Genomic DNA, 14,929 nt, shown 5'->3' with positions numbered 1-14,929 from the left:
GTATCTAAACAAAACAAATTCCGATCAACAATTAAACTCCACAATATCACAAACTCAGATCTTCAACAAAAACTCGACCAACAATGCACTTCAGATGAGCTTTCTGCGGAAACACGATCTGGCGGCGAAAGTCGAATGTCCGATTGGCTCTGGGAACTGACGCAGGGGAGCAAGTAACGTATCGGTTGGCCCCGACCGCCTTTCTGTCCCCTTGCCCTTATGCGTCAGCTGATGCAGTTTCATATTCAGCGGAGGGATGCCTGTTTCACCACGGGGTCCGTTGGCAAATAGGCCAACGCGTCTTTATGCTTTGGGAGGGGTTTGTCATGACATCCAAAACCACGGGTCCCATACCACCGGACAATGTGACGCCACAGCAGCGGGCGATGCCAAGGGTCAACAAGGTGACTGCAGGTGATATCACGTCCTCGCTTAAAGCTGGATTTTCCGACTTTCTGGCTCGTCCTTTGATGAGCGGTTTCTTTGGCCTATTTTATGCAGCTTTCGGAATCCTGTTTGTTTGGTGCCTTGTCTGGCTGGGAAAGATTTGGATGATCATTCCCGCCGCGGTCGGCTTCCCGCTAGTCGCACCTTTCGCCGCGGCCGGGCTTTATGAGATGTCCCGCCGACTACAGAAGGGAGAGAATTTCGGTTGGTCTGAAATACTTTCTGTCATGGCTAATCAACACAAACGAGAAATGGGCTGGATGGCCTTTGTCACCCTGTTCATTTTTTGGGTGTGGATTTACCAGGTTCGGCTATGGCTGGCGATCATCCTGAAGGATGCGTCTTTCTCGGATTTTGACGGATTTTTGAACACCTTGTTCTTTACTTCACAGGGTTGGACTTTCCTTGCAATTGGTACCTGCGTGGGCGCATTTTTGTCGCTTGCGTTGTTCTCATTAACTGTCGTGTCTATGCCCATGTTGCTTGATCAGGAAACTGATTTCGTTTCCGCCATGCTGACGTCCATTCACGTCGTCACAGAAAACCCAGCGGTCATGCTCACCTGGGCGGCGATCATTTCGGTAACTATGCTACTGTCTTTGGTTCCAGCTTTTCTGGGTCTTGTCTTCACGCTGCCGATCCTTGGCCACACCACGTGGCATCTTTATCAACGGGCTGTGACACACGCGGACGGATGATCTTTTCGGCCACGGTCCTAAGCAACTGCCCAGATTGAGCCCAATGCGGACAGCAAAATATGACATTTTGTGGTCACATAGTTTTCTAAATTTTGCTCCCGATTTCGACTTCTTTTTCAGCCACACTTTTTCCGGCAGGACGACTAATCTGCCCAAAAAAGTGCTAATGTTGAGGTCTTCGATTATGAAAAACGGACTGAGCTGGATAGTCTACATAGCGGTCGCTACCGTTACGTTGATTGGCGCGCCTGCATTCGCCGGCGCCACTATAAAGATTGAGGCGAACGCGGCGACGCAAACTGTCGAGGTTGTCGCTGATGGTGCGGTTGCCATAGAAAGCGCGGAGCCATTTAGCGAAGTTTTCATCGCGAACGCGGACATCGCTGATATTTCGTCGATAACAGGTACTTCCCTTTACATCTTGGGTAAGAATCCGGGTCGCACGACCCTGATGCTGACTCGGGATGACAGCAGCATAATTTCTTCGATCGACATACGCGTTTCACCGGACACAACGGAATTACAGCGCCGTCTGACAGAAGTTTTGCCAGATGAAGAGATTAAAGTCCTTTCCGCGAACGACGGCTTCGTTCTTACCGGATCTGTGTCAGGCCCAGAGGTGGTCAGCAAGGCACTTGAGGTGGCGGGACATTACGCGCAAGGGAAAATATCGAACCTACTGAATGTGCGCATCCAAGAGGCACCTCCAATGCCAGAGCCAAAGCCGGAGAAGGTCGAGCCAGAACCTGCAGTCGAAATCGTTGATCCAGCTGAAGTTGAGGCACAGATCCGCGAACTTCTTCCCGACGAACTGGTCAGTGTCCACGATCTCGGAGGAACGATCGTTCTATCAGGAAAAATAAGCTCACAGGAGCGTGCGCAACAAGCTGTACAGATTGCTCAACTGCTAGTCGGCGATGCAGAAATCTCCAATCTTCTGACGGTCACGGAAAACCAGGTTTGCAAAGTGCGAATGCGTCGTGGTGGAGAACTTTTTGAAACTGTCATCCCTTGCCGGGAAAGTTCATAGTATCCTCTGCTGTCGTTGCAAGCAGTATTGAACCAGCTGTGAAAGCTGACCGAGTTCCACTTGGAAACGATGGATTTTCCAAGCTGTAGCCAGATGGACTAATTTCCAAGGGTTAAACGGTCTAAAACAGGGCTAGACCTGCCTTGGTTTAAATCGGCGGCATTAGAAATTCAGTCTGGGACTGAATACAAAGATGCCTGTTTAGGCAAATTGCTTTTAGTCGAATCTTAAACCCGAGGAGGGTAACCAATAGAGAACTTGGCAATTCGGCGTCAGACAATTTGAAAAAGTGGTGAGCCGTACAGGATTCGAACCTGTGACCCACTGATTAAAAGTCAGTTGCTCTACCAACTGAGCTAACGGCCCACTCTTTCTTGGATCTAATCGACCCGTGGTGCTCTCTAAGGTATTTTCCTGATCGGGTTCAAGACCTTAATTTGCACCCATTTCCGCCGACATAAAACTTGTGTCCGGCGCCCCGATAGGCGGCCTAATTAGGCAGGTGGGGCGAAGGGGTCAACCCCTTTTTTCATGAATCTTCCAGAGAGGGTGGAATCATTTCCTGACCATCGTTATATGGCCGCCATGCGACATACAAATGACATCGGTTTGCCCTTCATGAAAATGCATGGGCTGGGAAATGACTTCGTCATTGTAGACGCCCGCGCACAGGCGGTCGCGGTCACGCCCGCGTTGGCAAGAGGAATTGGGCACCGCCAGTTCGGTGTTGGATTTGATCAACTCGCTGTCATTGAGGCAGGGGACGTCGATGCGAACTTGGTATTTTATAATGCCGATGGATCGACATCAGCGGCTTGCGGAAACGCCACACGATGTATTGCCCGTTTCCTTATGGAAGAATCCGGTAAGTCGGAACTGACTTTGAAAACCGCGCGGGGTTACCTCTTGGCCCGCGATGCCGGAGACGGCCTGACCTCGGTGAACATGGGTCAACCACAACTGAACTGGAATGAGGTTCCACTTGCCGAAGAACTGGACACATTGGAGTTGCCAATCGAAGGTGGGCCGACCGCGACGGGTATGGGCAATCCGCACTGCACGTTCTTTGTCGAAAATGCCGAAGCTGTATCATTGGAAGAGTTTGGAGCGAGGTATGAACATCATCCTCTTTATCCGGAACGCACCAATGTTCAGGTTGCTCAAGTCACCGGACCGGATCAATTGCGGATGCGGGTTTGGGAACGAGGTGTTGGAATAACGCTGGCATCCGGATCGTCCTCTTGCGCGACTGCTGTTGCAGCAGCGCGGCGTGGATTGACCGGGCGCACAGTGCAGATTGAACTGGATGGTGGTAGGATCTGGATCAATTGGCGCGACGATGGGGTCTGGATGACAGGCCCAACGTGCCACGTGTTTTCTGGCACGCTGACACCGGAGTTTCTGAGGTCTCTGGCATGAGCGCCCCGATATTCACAACATTGGGTTGTCGCCTGAATGCATACGAGACTGAGGCTATGAAAGAGCTGTCGCAACAGGCAGGCTTGAGGGGCTCCGTAATCGTTAACACATGCGCCGTTACTGCCGAGGCTGTTAGGAAAGCCCGTCAGGAAATTCGTAGACTTCGGCGGGAAAATCCAGAGGCCCGCCTGATTGTCACTGGATGTGCCGCGCAGACCGAGCCTGACACATTTGTCCAGATGGATGAGGTCGACGCAGTGCTTGGGAACAGTGAAAAAATGCGGCCCGAGACCTGGAAGAGCATGGCGGCAGACTTCATTGGTGAGACCGAGGCGGTGCAAGTTGACGACATCATGTCTGTCACAGAAACGGCAAGGCATCTGATTGACGGGTTCGGCACCCGCTCACGCGCATATGTGCAGGTTCAGAATGGCTGCGATCACCGCTGCACTTTTTGCATCATACCCTACGGGCGTGGAAATTCCCGAAGCGTTGCTGCGGGCGTCGTGGTGGATCAAATCAAGCGCCTCGTCGACAAAGGTTACAACGAGGTCGTTTTGACAGGGGTGGATTTGACGTCTTGGGGCGCCGACCTGCCCGCGCAGCCCAAGCTGGGCGATCTGGTGATGCGTATCCTAAAGTTGGTCCCTGACCTTCCGCGTCTGCGGATCAGCTCGATCGATTCCATCGAAGTTGACGAAAACCTTATGCGAGCCATTGCAACTGAACCGCGCCTGATGCCGCATCTGCATTTATCATTGCAGCATGGAGACGACCTGATCCTCAAGCGTATGAAACGCCGCCACCTGCGCGATGATGCCATCCGGTTTACGGAAGAGGCTCGAAAGCTTCGCCCTGACATTACTTTCGGCGCGGATATAATTGCTGGATTTCCGACAGAGTCAGAAACACATTTCGAAAATTCCTTGCGACTTGTTGCTGAGTGCGATCTGACGTGGTTGCATGTCTTCCCCTATTCCAAACGCGCCGGCACCCCCGCGGCGCGGATTCCGCAACAAGTGAATGGAAAGGTGATCAAGGACAGAGCCGCGCGCCTGCGCAAAGCAGGTGAAAGTCAGGTTGCAAAACACTTGGCCGCCCAGATCGGAAAATCTCATCGCATCTTAATGGAAAACCCTTGCATGGGACGCACAGAGCAGTTCACCGAAGTCACGTTCCAAGCGCCACAGCAAGAAGGGAAGATTGTTAACGCGACGATTACTGGGCATTCTTTGACACAGCTAATAGCTTGATGAGTTTATGGGGATAAATTAGTCCGTCGACAAACGGGAGGATGCCTGTTCCAAGGTAAGTCACACGATTCCGAAAAAAACCCCCGCTTCCAGCAGGAGCGGGGGTTTTCAAATTCAGCCAATAGGATGGCTCTAGTGCCTTTTGCCCTTAACAGGCGCCCACAGGCGTTTGTTCACCAGGTACAAAATCACCGACAAAATGGTCAGGAACAAAACGCCGACAAAACCTGCGTTCTTGCGATCCATCATCTTGGGTTCTGCGGCCCACATCAGGAATGCCGAGACATCCTTTGACATCTCTTCAACGGTCGCGGCATGGCCATCTGCATATTCGACTTGGTCATCCGCCAGCGGAGGCGCCATGGAAATCCAACCACCGGGGAAAGCAGTATTCTCATACAGAACCGAACCAGCCTCTTCCTTTTCTTTTCCAGTATACCCATCCAGCAACGAAGCGATGTACTCGGCACCGCCCATACCTTTGAACAACTGATTGATCCCCAGGCCATATGGACCGTGGAACCCAGCTCGGGCTTTTGCCATCAAGCTGAGGTCTGGCGCACCAACCCCGTTGTTTTCAGGGAAGTGGTCTGTTGGGATCGCCGGACGGAAATCATCCAGTTCGGGATCGAACACTTCGAAATTGCCCGCCGCGTAAGCGATGACCTGTTCTTCTGAATAACCCAGAGCTTCTAGGTCGCGAAGGGGCACGTATCTTAGGCCGTGGCAAGCCGCGCAGACCTCGGTGTAGACCTGAAGACCACGCTGCAACTGGCTTTCATCGTAAGTGCCAAACGGACCTTCGAAAGAGAAATGAAAATCCTCGACGTGCTGTTCACCACCACCTGCAGCATTTGAAGCTACAGGAGCAACGGCCAGAGCAAGCGCGGCACCGATTGCAAGTTTCTTGAACATGTTTCCGGTCCCTCTTCTTACTCTGCCGGCGTGGCATCGGCGTCAGCCTTGCCATAATGCGCGTTGAAGTCTTCTTCGATGGTTTCTGGCGGAGCCTGTGGTTTCTCAATTACCCCAAGGATCGGCAGGATTACGAAGAAGTAAGCAAACCAATACGCAGACGCGATCAGCGAGAAAGTTGCGTAAGGCTCCTCTGCAGGCATAGCGCCCAGCCACATCAGCGCAAAGAAATCGATGACCAAGAGGTAAAACCACCATTTGAACATCGGTCGGTATTTCCCAGAACGCACGCTTGATGTGTCCAGCCACGGAGCCAGTGCCATCGCAAGGATTGCTCCGAACATGGCCAGAACGCCAAAGAACTTCGCATCGATGATGCCGCCTGTGATGAAGCTGGCGATTTGTACAACCCAGACCTCACCAGTAAATGCGCGCAGGATCGCGTAAAACGGCAGGAAGTACCATTCTGGAACGATGTGCGCAGGAGTGACCAGCGGGTTGGCTTCGATGTAGTTGTCCGGGTGGCCCAGATAATTCGGCATAAAGCCGACGATGGCCCAGAACACCACCAAAATGACCGCAAGCGCGAACAAGTCTTTGATCACAAAGTATGGCCAGAAAGGAAGAGTATCTTTTTCGGCGTCAGCTTTAGACGTGCGACGAACGTCTACACCGGTCGGATTGTTGTTGCCAGTGGTGTGGAAAGCCCAGATATGCACGACAACCAGAGCCGCGATGATAAATGGCAACAAATAGTGCAGTGAGAAAAAGCGATTCAGCGTAGCGTTGTCCACCGCAGGACCGCCCAATAGCCAGGTTTGGATCGCATCGCCCACAAACGGAATCGCACCAAACAGGCCAGTTATCACAGTCGCGCCCCAGAAAGACATCTGGCCCCAAGGCAGGACGTATCCCATGAAAGCCGTGCCCATCATCATCAGATAGATCAGCATCCCGATGATCCACGTAATCTCGCGCGGAGATTTGTAGGACCCGTAGTACAGGCCGCGGAAGATATGAATGTAAACCGCAACAAAGAACAACGATGCGCCGTTCATGTGCAAGTAGCGGATAAAGTAGCCACCATTCACATTGCGCATGATGTGCTCGACGCTGGCAAAGGCCAGATCGACATGCGGAGTGTAATGCATCACCAGAACAATTCCGGTTATGATCTGCAACGCCAGACAGAAAGTCAGGACGATGCCCCAAATCCACATCCAGTTCAGGTTTTTAGGCGTTGGGATCATGAGTGTATCGTACAACAAGCCTACGATCGGGAGTCGGCTGTTCAGCCACTTTTCTCCGTCGGTCTTCGGCTCATAATGATCGTGGGGAATTCCTGACATCTTGGCTCTCCCTTAGCCGAGTCTGATTGTGCTGTTGTCGGTCCATTCCGCGGGCGGAACAGGAAGGTTTTCAGGCGCGGGTCCTTTGCGGATCCTGCCGGCCAGATCATAGTGTGATCCGTGGCAGGGGCAGAACCAGCCTCCGAAATCGCCGGCATCGCCCAAAGGCACACAACCTAAATGTGTGCAAACGCCCATCTGAACGATCCAGGCACCTGGTGCTTCACCTTCCGGCGACGGCATGACGCGGTTGGCGTCCGTTGCCGGCGCATCCGCGTTCAGGTTTGCATTTCGGGCCAGCGGATCCGGCAGCGCGCCAGTTCCTTCAGCATCTTGTTCCTGGGCTTCCGCGATTTCTGCTCCGGTCCGGTGACGGATAAAGACGGGCTTGCCCAACCACTTGACGGTCAATTGCGTACCCGGCTCGACCCCGCTGACATCCACCCGGATCGAGGACAGAGCCTGAACATCTGCCGAAGGGTTCATTTGATTGATCAGGGGCCATACGGCTGCACCTGTCGCAACGACACCTGCGCCGCCAGCGACGTAATACAGAAAGTCTCTGCGGGTGCCTTCGTGGTCTTCTGCGTGGGACACGAGGTAATCTCCGATTGTCTGGCGCCCGCGTACGGGCAAATAGCTCGCGCACCGCACGAATGCGGCGTCTTAACCGCGCTGTCTATCGGGGAGAATAGTGTTCGTCTAGCGGTCATAAACGCGCAATACGCCGCATCTGGGAAATTTGTTGCTTAGCAGCAGGCTTTTTTAGTGATTCTCCGCGTCAGGTTTTTCTGAACAGCCGAATCAACCTGCGGCGATTCGGCTGTTCTTGGACCCGCTGAGTCGTAATGGCGCTTAGAATGCTACGCTCCAAATGCTTTTCGTGACCAATCGGCGGAGTTTGGTCGAAGAATGTCGGACTGATTTAGACCTATTGCGAACTGTTTAACTGGGCGGGCGCGTTGCAACCATGCTTGGTCGTTCGCCGAATTCCGCAAACCAATTGGCCAGTGCATCGTTTCCGCTGCGCCAAGCACGAGCGTCATGCCGCAGGTCAAGGTAGCCCAGCGCGCAACCAACTGCGATTTGCCCCATGTCGAGCGGTTCAGACAAATGCGCCATCCAATGCTGGTTCAGCGCAGTACAGGCGCGTTCAACTTTGCCCCATTGTGCGTCGGCCCACTCATTCCATTGTTTTTCTTCAGGTCGGAGGCGCTCCTCATACGTAATCAGAAGAGCGGCATCCAAAATACCATCAGCCAGTGCCTCCAGAGTCCGGATATCCCAATATCGGGAACCGTCGGAATACAGCCCGGCTTGCGCACGGCTATCCAGATATGAACAAATCACCCTACTGTCGAACAATGTCGGGCCATCAGGGCGTTCCAAGGCCGGCACTTTGGTCAGCGGTGCTTTGCCAAAAAGTTGATCGGCCGGAGATACAGGAGTAGTCGCCACTGTCTTTAATTCGACATCTGCCAACTGGTTGGTCTCGTGAAGCACTACCATTACTTTACGGACGTAGGGCGAGGTCGAACTATGATACAACTGCATGTTTTTCTCCGGAATGGGACTTGGTTGTGAAATTTGAGAGCAAAATTGGTTTCAGGTCGCGCCTTCGGTAGCGTCGCGCATAAGCGCCTGCAATGCATCAAGCTCGGAACCAATTCCGCCCATCGCGACGCCATCGGCGGCAGACAACCGGACAGTGTCGGATTTGTTCTGGCTTAGCTTCCATGTGCCCTGAATGTCGTCGATTTGCAATCGGCAAGGCACAATCATGCGCATCATCCTTTGCAACGTCTCATCCGTCATTTTTCCTGTTGCCCACGGAGGTTTTGGTAGTAACCGATTTTCGTAAAACGCTGACTGCCGGTCCAGCAAATCCAGTAATTTTCTCTGAGGCAGCAACTCCAGCACTCCAATCAAATGAACTGCCAGGTAATTCCAGGTAGGCACTTGATCGTCGATTCCATACCAATCAGGCGAAATGTAACCATCCGGACCCAGCACCGCGATTCGCGCTGGCTGCGGTTTATTAAGTGCCCGCGCGATTGGGTTGGAACGCAAAAGATGAAGTTCGGCTGTGTTTCCGTCTTCGTCCATCAGAAATGGAATATGGCTTAGTAACGGCGAGTCATCGGTCGAAACAGCCAGAGTGCCAAACGCTCGATCCCTTGCAAAAGCAATGTCTCGGCTCCGATCATCGGCATGAAAAGATGGGTTGGGGTGCATGCGTATTCTCCTGCTTATAGCTCTTGCAGTACGCCGCAGTCCTTGGCAAGGTCTGCATTGTTCTAAGGGCGGGGCGGAATTCCCCACCGGCGGTATGCGGGCGATGTCCCGTAAGCCCGCGAGCGGCCTCGATTTTTGAGGTGTCCAGCAGATCTGGTGAGAGGCCAGAGCCGACGGTTAAAGTCCGGATGAAAGAGAACGTGCAGCGTACCGGTGATGCGGTGTGTCTGCTCGTGATCGCCTTGGGTGACGTGTCTGTTGCGAAAGGAGATCAAGATGACACACACCCGCTACGCTTTTGTTAAGGCCAACTGGCATTCCGATATCGTAGATCGCGCGCTAGAGGGATTTCTAGAGCTGATACCCGCCGAACAAGTCGATGTATACGACGTACCTGGTGCGTTCGAGATGCCGCTGCTTGCCCGAGATTTGGCCCAGACAGGTCGCTACACCGCGGTTGCTTGCGCGGCCTTTGTGGTCGACGGTGGTATTTATCGGCACGATTTCGTGGCGCAGGCAGTGGTTGACGGTTTGATGCGTGCAGGTATGGATTCCGGGGTCCCTGTCTTGTCGGTTTCTCTAACCCCTCACCAATATCAGGAAACAGACCATCACAATGCCATCTATCGTGATCATTTTATTCAAAAGGGTCGCGAAGCGGCCCATGCAGCACTAAAAGTAGCAAAGACCCGCGCCGGGTTGGCTGCCGCTGCGTAAAGAGAGTTGGGTTGGGGCCGCGGCGCCCCAGCTGCAAATCCGCTTGAGGCCAAAGCACTTGACCGCTAATCACGATTCCCAAAGGAGCACTCCATATGTCAATGAACAGCTTTGGCCATCTCTTTCGTGTCACCACCTGGGGTGAAAGCCATGGGCCGGCGTTGGGTGCAACTGTAGATGGATGTCCGCCGGGAGTCGCGATCGACGAAAACATGATCCAACACTGGTTGGACAGACGTAAGCCCGGGCAGAATAAATTCACCACTCAGCGACGTGAACCTGATCAAGTGAAAATCCTGTCCGGCGTTTTCGAGGGACAAACCACCGGCACCCCAGTCCAATTGATGATCGAGAACACTGATCAGCGTTCAAAAGACTACGGCGATATCATAGACAAGTTCCGGCCGGGTCATGCAGATATCACCTATTGGCAGAAATACGGAATCCGCGACTATCGTGGAGGCGGGCGCAGCTCGGCCCGGGAAACGGCAGCGCGGGTGGCGGCTGGGGGTTTGGCGCGCGAGGCAATCAAACAGATCGCCCCGAATGTGCAAATTACCGGGTATATGACCCAGATCGGCCCGCACAAAATCGAGCGGGAAAGGTTTGATTGGTCGCAGATCGAACAGAACCCGTTTTGGACTCCCGACGCTCAGGCTGCCAAGGAATGGGCAATCATATTGGATGATCTGCGTAAGTCTGGAAATTCAGTTGGAGCTGTGATCGAAGTTGTGGCCCGCGGCGTAACCGCGGGGATTGGCGCTCCTGTCTACGGTAAATTAGACACTGATTTGGCCGCTGCGATGATGTCTATAAACGCCGTCAAAGGCGTAGAAATTGGCGAAGGCATGGCTGCCGCTGAACTGACCGGTGTTGCCAATGCCGACGAGATATTCATGGGCCAGAACGGACCGCAATTCAGCTCAAACCATGCTGGTGGTATTCTGGGCGGTATTTCGACGGGCCAAGACTTGGTAGTACGATTTGCGGTCAAACCAACCTCTTCGATTTTGACCACCCGAAAGACTATCACAAAATCTGGCGAGGAAACCGAGATCATTACAAAAGGTCGTCACGACCCCTGCGTTGGAATTCGCGCGGTACCGGTGGGCGAGGCAATGATGGCCTGCGTGATCCTTGATCACCTGTTACTGCATCGTGGCCAGATTGGTGAGAACCGTGGCAGGATTGGCTGACCTGCGCGACAGCCTTCGTCGCGTTGTTTTGCACCGTATGCAGACCGATCCCGCGCACGATCTAGCCCATTTGGATCGGGTCTGGAAAAATGCTCAGGCCATTTGCGATGTTAAGTTGGACATGCAGGTTTTGCTGGCGGCCTGTTACCTGCACGATCTTGTAAATCTTCCCAAAGACGATCCTGATCGTGGTCAGGCCTCCCGTCGCTCTGCCGAGGAGTCAGAGCCTATCTTGAGCGAACTTGGATTTGACGCTGCCCAAATACGTGCTACTCAGCATGCAATTGCTGCGCATAGCTTCTCGGCCAAAATACAACCAAAAACGAATGAGGCGCGCATTCTGCGAGACGCAGATCGGTTAGACGCATTGGGAGCAATTGGCATTGCGCGAACCTTTATAGTATCCGGAGCATTGGGGCGGGCCCTATATGATCCGCTTGACCCGTTTGCAGAAACGCGCCGTTTGGACGATCTGACGTTTTCACTGGACCATTGGAAGGTAAAGCTGCTTCAACTTCCGCAAGACATGTTGACTGTGTCCGGGCAGAGACTCGCAGAGGACCGCGTAAAGAAGATGGTCGGGTTTTTGCAAGAGTTGGCAGAGGAAGTAGGTTTACCCTTGCCAACAAGTTGGACAAACCCCAACAACTAAACAACCGCCGTTGATCTTTGCGCTGCAAAGGCGCAGGGTCGCGCCGATGGCAAAATCCTTAACATCGCATCGACCGATTCTTGCCGTGGCGCTAAAACTAAGTGCCCTGTTTTTGTTCACGTCAATGTCGGCGTTGGTCAAAGCCTTGTCCGAAGACTTTCCACCTGGCGAGCTGGTCTTCTTCCGGTCACTTTTTGCTATTCCCGTTATCGTCATTTGGTTGGTAGCGCGCGGCGAACTCATCCAGGGTTTTGTGGTCAGGAAACCGATGGGACATTTTTGGCGCGGTGTATTGGGTACGGCTGCGATGGGTCTCACTTTTACAGGCCTCAGTCTACTCCCACTGCCCGAAGTCACGGCTATCGGGTATGCCACTCCAATATTCACTCTTATCCTGGCCGCTGTGATGCTGGGTGAACGAATTCGAATGATCCGGATCGGGGCGGTTGCCATCGGGTTGTTGGGTGTACTGATCATGATATGGCCTCGTCTCGGTAGCAGCGAGATGGAACTGGCTGCGACGATTGGCGCGATGTGCGTTTTGGGGGCGACATTTGCGCGTGCTTTTGTGCAAATTCACATCCGCCAACTGGTTCAGGTCGATCATCCAGCGGCAATCGTGTTTTATTTCTCGATGACGGCGACTCTTCTATCAGGTCTGACTGCTTTTTGGGGTTGGACCATGCCAACATGGGAACAGGCCGCCATCCTGATCGCAATGGGCTTGATCGGAGGCGTGGCGCAAATCCTAGTTACCTCTTCTTACCGGTTTGGGCAGGCTTCAATGCTGGCACCCTATGACTACACCACAATGTTGTTTGCAATTTTCATCGGCTACGTTTGGTTTGATGAATTGCCGACCTTTGCGATCTTGATCGGCGCTGCACTTGTCATAGTTGGCAATGTGGTTGTGATTTGGCGAGAGCACCAACTGGGGCTGGAACGTGGCAACGCACGGTCTTTGTCCGACCACAAACCATGACTTTACCTTTTGCCAACTTCCCCTACGTTGGCCCAGACAAATAGCGAGGTACCCCAATGAGCGACGCGCAGGATCACAAGGAAAAGATGCAAAAGGTGCAGGCCAAGCACCGCAAGAAAGTATCCAAGGCAGTAGATCCTGAGCGCGGTTTGGTTCTGGTAAATACTGGCAAGGGCAAAGGTAAATCCTCTGCAGCATTTGGTGTCGTGGTCCGCGCCTTGGGCTGGGGCCAGAAGGTCGCAGTGGTACAATTCATCAAGGGTAAATGGAAAACCGGAGAACGCCGTTTCTTTGAAGAGCGTGATCTTGTGACGTGGCACACTATGGGTGAGGGGTTTACTTGGGATACGCAGGACCGCGAACGTGATATCGCAGCGGCAAATGCAGCCTTCGACAAAGCGCGTGCATTAATGGCAAGCGGCGAATACGATCTGGTTGTTCTCGATGAGATCAATATTGCGTTGCGATACGAGTATTTGTCTTCAGATCAAGTAATTGAAGGGGTTGAACAAAGGTCAGACAAGACGACCGTTTTCCTGACTGGCCGTGATGCACCACAGGCACTGCGCGAATACGCCGATTTGGTGACTGAAATGACCGAAGAAAAGCACCCGTTCCAAGCCGGTATCAAAGCGCAACGTGGTGTTGATTTCTAAAATCCCAAGCGCTTAGGCATCTACTTCGACGCTGCTTTAAAGGTCGTCAGGTGTTTGCACTGACATCTGCGATTCAAACAAATAGCGAATTGATTTGCGTTGTCGAGCAACACCGAGGGTCTGGTTTGTGCCCCATCGGTTTTCTGCTTGGATCATGCAATTTGGATGCTCGACATAAGCGCAATAGTCGTCGTCGCATCCTGTGCATCCGCAGGCAGAAGCAGCGTCATGCCTTGCTAGGATTTCGCCAAACGGATCGATCATTTTCCAACCTTTTCCCGCCTGCCTGCATAATACCATGAATTTTGGTTCGCTTACAAAGCGCTAACTCTGCCTTAGTGAGATGCTATGTTCGTCGGGATCAGGAGCGGACCAGCTTTTCGTAATCCTCGGCGATCTCGCGGGTTAGATCTCCAACTTCGAAAGTGTAATCACCGATTTGACCCACTGGTGTGACTTCAGCCGCAGTTCCGGTTAACCAACATTGCTCAAAGTCAGCCATCTCTTCGGGTTCGATGCGGCGCTCATGTACAGTTATGCCCTTGTCTTTCAACATTTGGATCACCGTTTTACGGGTGATCCCGTTAAGAAAACAATCGGCTAATGGCGTGTGAACCTCGCCATCTTTGACGAAGAAAACATTTGCCCCTGTCGCCTCGGCTACATAACCGCGCCAATCCATGAATAACGCGTCCGAGCATCCCTTTGCTTCGGCCTTATGCTTGGAGATTGTACAAATCATGTAAAGGCCTGCAGCCTTGGCGTGAACCGGTATTGTCTCAGGACTGGGGCGTTTCCATTCGGCGATGTCTAACTTGGCACCCTTCATTTTGGCGTCGCCATAATAGGCTCCCCAAGGCCAGACTGCGATCGCCATTCGCACCGGGTTTTTAGCCGATGCCACACCCATGTCTTCGCCGGAACCGCGCCAAACCAGTGCTCGAACGTATGCGTCCTGCAGGCCGCTGGTCTTCAAGGCTTCTTCCTTCGCAGCCTCAATCTGATCGACTGAATATGGCATGGGCATATCGAGCGCTTCGGCAGAAGCAACGAGCCGCTCGGAATGTTCCCGGCTTTTGAAAATTTTGCCGTTATAAGCGCGTTCGCCCTCAAAAACAGATGAGGCATAGTGCATCGCATGCGTAAGGATGTGGACATTGGCATCCCGCCAAGGCACCATTTTTCCATCCATCCAAATGAAACCGTCACGGTCATCATATCCCGCCATGCCAACCTCCTGAATATCGCCAATTTTGCGATTGTTGCGCTATTTAAGTCCGGATCGGACATAAAGTTGCTCAAAAATTGCGATTCGATACCTGCCCACCCTTGGAATGTCAATAACGCTGACATAAAGTCAAACCGTGTAACGAATGAGGC

At 52.9% G+C, this 14,929-nt stretch carries 16 protein-coding genes, 1 tRNA gene and 1 riboswitch; of the genes, 9 read left to right on the top strand and 8 right to left on the bottom strand.

The window, feature by feature from the left end:
- Window positions 1-326 precede the first annotated feature (326 nt).
- Together AC2FNE_RS17925 and AC2FNE_RS17920 are read left to right on the top strand one after the other, a co-directional pair.
- Window positions 327-1,145, top strand: coding sequence for a DUF2189 domain-containing protein (locus AC2FNE_RS17925; protein WP_496805933.1), 819 nt, complete (start codon window positions 327-329; stop codon window positions 1,143-1,145).
- 184 nt (window positions 1,146-1,329) lie between these two features.
- Complete coding sequence (locus AC2FNE_RS17920; protein ID WP_170607365.1) at window positions 1,330-2,175, top strand: pilus assembly protein N-terminal domain-containing protein; 846 nt, start codon at window positions 1,330-1,332, stop codon at window positions 2,173-2,175.
- Window positions 2,176-2,465: 290 nt separating this feature from the next.
- Here AC2FNE_RS17920 and AC2FNE_RS17915 read toward each other — a convergent pair.
- A tRNA-Lys gene (locus AC2FNE_RS17915) sits at window positions 2,466-2,541 on the bottom strand.
- Between the two features lie 210 nt (window positions 2,542-2,751).
- On the opposite strand from AC2FNE_RS17915, the gene dapF reads away from it, so the two are divergent.
- Window positions 2,752-3,594, top strand: coding sequence for a diaminopimelate epimerase (gene dapF, locus AC2FNE_RS17910; RefSeq protein ID WP_170607367.1), 843 nt, complete (start codon window positions 2,752-2,754; stop codon window positions 3,592-3,594).
- Complete coding sequence (gene mtaB / locus AC2FNE_RS17905) at window positions 3,591-4,847, top strand: tRNA (N(6)-L-threonylcarbamoyladenosine(37)-C(2))-methylthiotransferase MtaB (protein WP_170607631.1); 1,257 nt, start codon at window positions 3,591-3,593, stop codon at window positions 4,845-4,847. Before dapF ends, mtaB begins: the two co-directional genes overlap by 4 nt.
- A 132-nt stretch (window positions 4,848-4,979) precedes the next feature.
- Here the strand turns inward: mtaB and AC2FNE_RS17900 are convergent, their stop codons facing one another.
- The 5 genes from AC2FNE_RS17900 to AC2FNE_RS17880 all read right to left on the bottom strand — a co-directional run bounded on the left by AC2FNE_RS17900 (window position 4,980) and on the right by AC2FNE_RS17880 (window position 9,346).
- On the bottom strand, window positions 4,980-5,762 hold the full coding sequence (locus AC2FNE_RS17900; protein ID WP_170474152.1) for a cytochrome c1: 783 nt from the start codon (window positions 5,760-5,762) through the stop codon (window positions 4,980-4,982).
- Window positions 5,763-5,779: 17 nt separating this feature from the next.
- Entirely contained in the window at window positions 5,780-7,111 is a 1,332-nt protein-coding gene (gene petB / locus AC2FNE_RS17895) for a cytochrome b (protein ID WP_170474155.1), read from the bottom strand.
- A gap of 12 nt (window positions 7,112-7,123) precedes the next feature.
- On the bottom strand, window positions 7,124-7,708 hold the full coding sequence (petA, locus tag AC2FNE_RS17890) for a ubiquinol-cytochrome c reductase iron-sulfur subunit (protein WP_170474158.1): 585 nt from the start codon (window positions 7,706-7,708) through the stop codon (window positions 7,124-7,126).
- A 348-nt stretch (window positions 7,709-8,056) separates the two neighbouring features.
- Window positions 8,057-8,665 carry a glutathione S-transferase gene (locus AC2FNE_RS17885; RefSeq protein ID WP_496805932.1) on the bottom strand — a complete coding sequence of 203 codons (609 nt, stop codon included), beginning with the start codon at window positions 8,663-8,665 and terminating at the stop codon, window positions 8,057-8,059.
- A gap of 51 nt (window positions 8,666-8,716) precedes the next feature.
- Window positions 8,717-9,346 (bottom strand): FMN-binding negative transcriptional regulator, encoded by a 630-nt coding sequence (locus AC2FNE_RS17880; protein ID WP_170607371.1) that lies wholly within the window; start codon window positions 9,344-9,346, stop codon window positions 8,717-8,719.
- Between the two features lie 55 nt (window positions 9,347-9,401).
- Window positions 9,402-9,550: riboswitch (FMN riboswitch) on the top strand.
- Window positions 9,551-9,622: 72 nt separating this feature from the next.
- Here AC2FNE_RS17880 and AC2FNE_RS17875 point away from each other — a divergent pair.
- The 5 genes from AC2FNE_RS17875 to cobO all read left to right on the top strand — a co-directional run bounded on the left by AC2FNE_RS17875 (window position 9,623) and on the right by cobO (window position 13,549).
- Complete coding sequence (locus tag AC2FNE_RS17875; protein WP_170607373.1) at window positions 9,623-10,063, top strand: 6,7-dimethyl-8-ribityllumazine synthase; 441 nt, start codon at window positions 9,623-9,625, stop codon at window positions 10,061-10,063.
- 95 nt (window positions 10,064-10,158) lie between these two features.
- Window positions 10,159-11,259, top strand: coding sequence for a chorismate synthase (aroC, locus tag AC2FNE_RS17870; protein ID WP_496805931.1), 1,101 nt, complete (start codon window positions 10,159-10,161; stop codon window positions 11,257-11,259).
- Window positions 11,243-11,911 carry an HD domain-containing protein gene (locus tag AC2FNE_RS17865; protein WP_496805930.1) on the top strand — a complete coding sequence of 223 codons (669 nt, stop codon included), beginning with the start codon at window positions 11,243-11,245 and terminating at the stop codon, window positions 11,909-11,911. Before aroC ends, AC2FNE_RS17865 begins: the two co-directional genes overlap by 17 nt.
- Window positions 11,912-11,957: 46 nt before the next feature.
- Window positions 11,958-12,893 carry a DMT family transporter gene (locus AC2FNE_RS17860; RefSeq protein WP_170607378.1) on the top strand — a complete coding sequence of 312 codons (936 nt, stop codon included), beginning with the start codon at window positions 11,958-11,960 and terminating at the stop codon, window positions 12,891-12,893.
- 56 nt (window positions 12,894-12,949) lie between these two features.
- Window positions 12,950-13,549, top strand: coding sequence for a cob(I)yrinic acid a,c-diamide adenosyltransferase (gene cobO / locus AC2FNE_RS17855; protein ID WP_170474175.1), 600 nt, complete (start codon window positions 12,950-12,952; stop codon window positions 13,547-13,549).
- A gap of 36 nt (window positions 13,550-13,585) precedes the next feature.
- On the opposite strand, the gene AC2FNE_RS17850 is transcribed toward cobO, so the two are convergent.
- Together AC2FNE_RS17850 and AC2FNE_RS17845 are read right to left on the bottom strand one after the other, a co-directional pair.
- Window positions 13,586-13,813, bottom strand: coding sequence for a hypothetical protein (locus tag AC2FNE_RS17850; RefSeq protein WP_170474178.1), 228 nt, complete (start codon window positions 13,811-13,813; stop codon window positions 13,586-13,588).
- A gap of 97 nt (window positions 13,814-13,910) precedes the next feature.
- A complete protein-coding gene (locus AC2FNE_RS17845; RefSeq protein WP_170607380.1) occupies window positions 13,911-14,777 on the bottom strand; it encodes a branched-chain amino acid aminotransferase in 867 nt (288 codons plus the stop codon).
- Between the last annotated feature and the right edge of the window lie 152 nt (window positions 14,778-14,929).

This window comes from Ruegeria sp. YKSD179, from assembly GCF_059612885.1.
This window is presented reverse-complemented; position numbering and strand designations above follow the sequence as displayed.

What these genes read in the sequence shown, in the direction of transcription:
- AC2FNE_RS17880 (WP_170607371.1), bottom strand. Translation starts at nt 9,346, where the DNA reads ATGCACCCCAACCCATCTTTTCATGCCGATGATCGGAGCCGAGACATT.
- aroC (WP_496805931.1), top strand. Translation starts at nt 10,159, where the DNA reads ATGTCAATGAACAGCTTTGGCCATCTCTTTCGTGTCACCACCTGGGGT.
- mtaB (WP_170607631.1), top strand. Translation starts at nt 3,591, where the DNA reads ATGAGCGCCCCGATATTCACAACATTGGGTTGTCGCCTGAATGCATAC.
- dapF (WP_170607367.1), top strand. Translation starts at nt 2,752, where the DNA reads ATGGCCGCCATGCGACATACAAATGACATCGGTTTGCCCTTCATGAAA.
- AC2FNE_RS17885 (WP_496805932.1), bottom strand. Translation starts at nt 8,665, where the DNA reads ATGCAGTTGTATCATAGTTCGACCTCGCCCTACGTCCGTAAAGTAATG.
- AC2FNE_RS17850 (WP_170474178.1), bottom strand. Translation starts at nt 13,813, where the DNA reads ATGATCGATCCGTTTGGCGAAATCCTAGCAAGGCATGACGCTGCTTCT.
- AC2FNE_RS17920 (WP_170607365.1), top strand. Translation starts at nt 1,330, where the DNA reads ATGAAAAACGGACTGAGCTGGATAGTCTACATAGCGGTCGCTACCGTT.
- AC2FNE_RS17900 (WP_170474152.1), bottom strand. Translation starts at nt 5,762, where the DNA reads ATGTTCAAGAAACTTGCAATCGGTGCCGCGCTTGCTCTGGCCGTTGCT.
- AC2FNE_RS17925 (WP_496805933.1), top strand. Translation starts at nt 327, where the DNA reads ATGACATCCAAAACCACGGGTCCCATACCACCGGACAATGTGACGCCA.
- AC2FNE_RS17845 (WP_170607380.1), bottom strand. Translation starts at nt 14,777, where the DNA reads ATGGCGGGATATGATGACCGTGACGGTTTCATTTGGATGGATGGAAAA.
- cobO (WP_170474175.1), top strand. Translation starts at nt 12,950, where the DNA reads ATGAGCGACGCGCAGGATCACAAGGAAAAGATGCAAAAGGTGCAGGCC.
- AC2FNE_RS17875 (WP_170607373.1), top strand. Translation starts at nt 9,623, where the DNA reads ATGACACACACCCGCTACGCTTTTGTTAAGGCCAACTGGCATTCCGAT.
- petB (WP_170474155.1), bottom strand. Translation starts at nt 7,111, where the DNA reads ATGTCAGGAATTCCCCACGATCATTATGAGCCGAAGACCGACGGAGAA.
- AC2FNE_RS17860 (WP_170607378.1), top strand. Translation starts at nt 11,958, where the DNA reads ATGGCAAAATCCTTAACATCGCATCGACCGATTCTTGCCGTGGCGCTA.